This is a genomic window from Streptomyces albidochromogenes (genome assembly GCF_005981925.1).
Taxonomy (GTDB): domain Bacteria; phylum Actinomycetota; class Actinomycetes; order Streptomycetales; family Streptomycetaceae; genus Streptomyces; species Streptomyces albidochromogenes.
Genome location: NZ_VBVX01000477.1, coordinates 1 through 3,395 on the forward strand (window position 1 = coordinate 1; position 3,395 = coordinate 3,395).

General features: G+C 75.1%; 4 protein-coding genes. All 4 read left to right on the forward strand.

Going from position 1 to position 3,395, the window contains the following annotated elements; translation table 11 throughout:
* Window positions 1-22 precede the first annotated feature (22 nt).
* Window positions 23-952, forward strand: coding sequence for an AurF N-oxygenase family protein (locus tag E2E34_RS32695; RefSeq protein ID WP_138905462.1), 930 nt, complete (start codon window positions 23-25; stop codon window positions 950-952).
* Between the two features lie 29 nt (window positions 953-981).
* Window positions 982-1,710, forward strand: a complete 729-nt coding sequence (locus E2E34_RS32700; protein WP_138905463.1) for a TetR/AcrR family transcriptional regulator — start codon at window positions 982-984, stop codon at window positions 1,708-1,710.
* 25 nt (window positions 1,711-1,735) lie between these two features.
* Window positions 1,736-2,011, forward strand: coding sequence for a DUF8847 domain-containing protein (locus E2E34_RS32705; RefSeq protein ID WP_138905464.1), 276 nt, complete (start codon window positions 1,736-1,738; stop codon window positions 2,009-2,011).
* Window positions 2,012-2,095: 84 nt separating this feature from the next.
* A partial coding sequence (locus E2E34_RS32710) for a protein kinase domain-containing protein (protein ID WP_439333702.1) occupies window positions 2,096-3,395 on the forward strand: 1,300 nt, incomplete at its 3' end.

Consider the following 3,395-nt stretch of genomic DNA (forward strand, 5'->3'; position numbering starts at 1 on the left):
CACCCGTGAGGTGCCCCCCGCCATGACGACAGTGACCGAACGCGACGCGCTCAGGGACGCACTCGGCGTCCTCAAGGACCGTGAGCAGGTGGCCGAGCGCCTGCTGGAGTCGTCCGCCAAGCACTCCTTCGACCCTGAGGCGGAACTCGACTGGGCCGCGCCGGTCGAGGAGGGCAAGTGGTTCTGGCCGCCGGAGCTCGTATCGCTCTACGACACCCCGCTCTGGCGGAAGATGTCCGAGGAGCAGCGCATGGACCTCGCCCGGCACGAGGCGGCCTCGCTCGCGTCCCTCGGCATCTGGTTCGAGATCATCCTGATGCAGCTGCTGGTCCGGCACATCTACGACAAGTCCGTGACCAGCAACCACGTGCGGTACGCGCTCACCGAGATCGCCGACGAGTGCCGGCACTCGATGATGTTCGCCAAGATGATCCAGAAGGGCGGCGCCCCCGCGTACCCGGTGCCCCGGCTCTACCACAACCTCGCGCGCGTCCTGAAGACCGTCTCGACGACGCCCGGTTCGTTCGCGGCGACGCTGCTCGGCGAGGAGATCCTCGACTGGATGCAGCGGCTGACCTTCCCCGACGAGCGCGTCCAGACCCTGGTGCGCGGCGTGACCCGCATCCACGTGGTCGAGGAGGCCCGCCATGTCCGGTACGCCCGCGAGGAACTGCGCCGCCAGATGGTGACCGCGCCCGCCTGGGAGCGCGAGCTGACCCGGGTCAGCTGCGGCGAGGCGGCCCGCGTCTTCTCGACGTGCTTCGTCAACCCGCAGGTGTACGAGAACGTCGGCCTCGACCGCCGCGAGGCCGTCGCCCAGGTCAAGGCGAGCGGCCACCGCACAGAGGTCATGCAGAACGGCGCCAGGCGGCTCACCGACTTCTTCGACGACATCGGTGTGCTCCAGGGCGTCGGCCGCAGGCTGTGGAAGAGCTCGGGACTCCTCGCGTAAACGGTCAAACGCGGGGTTACCCTGCCGACATGACCCCGGCAGCGACCACCCCCGCGTACCGCAGGCTCAGCGTCGAGGAGCGTCGTACCCAACTCCTCGGCGCCGCCCTGTCCCTCTTCGCGCACCGGGCCCCCGAGGACGTCTCGCTCGACGACGTGGCGGAGGCGGCCGGGGTGTCGCGGCCGCTCGTGTACCGCTACTTCCCGGGCGGCAAGCAGCAGTTGTACGAGGCCGCGCTCGGCTCCGCCGCCGACGAGCTGAAGCTGTGCTTCGCCGAACCGCAGACCGGTCCGCTCACCCGGCGGCTCAGCCGCGCCCTCGACCGCTACCTCGCGTTCGTCGACGAGCACGACGCCGGGTTCAGCGCCCTGCTCCAGGGCGGCAGCGTCGCCGAGACCTCCCGGACGACCGCGACCGTCGACGGGGTGCGGAGGGCCGCGGCCGAGCAGGTCCTCACCCACCTCGGGGTCGCCGGCACGGCCGGGCCCCGGCTGCGGATGATGGTGCGCACCTGGATCACGACCGTCGAGGCGGCCTCCCTGATCTGGCTGGACGAGGGCAAGCAGCCACCGGCCGGCGAGCTGCGGGACTGGCTGGTCGACCACTTCGTCGCGCTGCTGACCGCCACCGCGGCGACCGACCCGCAGACGGCGGCCCTGACCCGGGCGGCGCTGGCGACGGAGACGGCGGACGGCCCGGCGGGGGTACTGGCGCGGCGGGTGATCCCGGTGATCGCGGAGGCGGCGCACCTGCTGTGACCGCCCGCCCTGCGAGACTGGCCGGGTGAGAAGCGAGAACACGCCCTTCGTGGGCGGCCCCCTGGACGGGCGGGTGCTGCCGGTCCTCGTCGGGCCGACCGGACACCCGCCGAAGTGGTACGAGGTGCCCGTGCCGGACGACGACGGCGGCCCGCCGACCGTCCACGCGTACCTGCGCGTCCCCGCCGGGTACAGCAAGCGGCTCGGGCTCCAGCGCGGCTGGAAGTACGAGTACGCGCCGGGCGGGCGCGAGCGTCAACGGCCCAGGTGGCCCTGGTCGAAACCGGACAGCACCCCATAAGATCGGCGGTTGTGCCGGACGTGGCCGCTGTGACCGCAGGAGCGGCCACGGCACGGCGACCACGGTGACCACAGGGGGTGCGCCTTGGAGGCGCTGCGTCAGGACGATCCACGCCGCATCGGGCCGTACGTCCCGCTGTCACGCCTGCGCGAGACGGCGAGCGCCGTGCAGTACCTGGCGCACGGTTCGGACGGTGCGGTGGCCGTGGTCGCGGTGGCCCGGCCGAAGCTGGCCGGTCTGCCGGCGTTCCGCCGCCGCTTCCAGGCCGAGGCGCAGACGGCCGAACGCCTGGCCGGTGGCTGGGTGCAGACCCCGCTCGCGTCGCGCACCGACGCCCCGGCAGGCGCCGAGGGCCCCGGGAGCGCCGACGGACCCGGCCTGTGGACGGCGACCGCGTACGTGCCGGCGCTGACGCTCGCCGAGGCGGTCGCGCTGGCCGGGCCGCTGCCCGAGCGCACCGTGCGCATCCTGGGCGCCGCGCTCGCCGAGACCCTGTCCCGGGTGCACGCCACCGGCGCCGTACTGCACGGCCTCGCCGCCGACACCGTGCTGCTGGCCGCCGACGGGCCGCGCCTGACGGCGTTCGGCGCGCTGGGCGCGGCGGCGGCCGCCGAGGCGGGCCCCGGTGGGCAGTTGTCCGTACGCCTCGGCTACCTCACCCCCGAGCAACTGGCGGGTCAGGAGCCCGGCCCCGCGTCGGACCTGTTCGTCCTCGGCCTGCTCCTGGCGTACGCCGCGACCGGTGCGACCCCGTGGGCGGCGGGCCCGCACGACGCGGCGGCCGACCGCATCGCGCACGCGGAGCCCGAACTCGCTGCCGTTCCGCATCAGTTGCGTTCCCTGATCGCCCGCTGTCTGGCCAAGTCACCGGCGGACCGCCCGTCCCCCGGCGCCCTGGCGGCCGAACTGGCCCTGGAGGGCGCGGCGGCGCTGGCCCGCCCCGGCTGGCTTCCCGACCCGCTGGTGTCGGCCCTGGCGGACCAGGCGGCGCGGGCGGCCGGGCCCGCGCGCGTCGCGCCGCCGGTGAACGGCGACGGGACGGCGACGGCGGGCCAGGCCCCCGCCCGGCCGGCCACGGAGGACCGGTCCGAATGCGGCCCGGCGGCGGCCGCCTCCCTCGTCCCCGGTCAGGTACCCGGACGGCCGGGGGAGATCCCGGCGGGTCCCACCGGCGCGGCGGATGTCGGCGGCGGTCTGACCCGGCGGCTCGTGACCCGGCGCAATGCCGGTGCGCCCGCCGAGGACCCCAGCGGGGTGACCCGGCGTCTGGCGCCCAGGCGCGAGGCGGAACGTGCGGCGGGAGGCCCGCCGCCCGCCGACGCACAGCCCACCGGGGCGCTCGTCCCCGTACAGCCCCTGGCGCACCCCGCCGCCGCCCTCACCC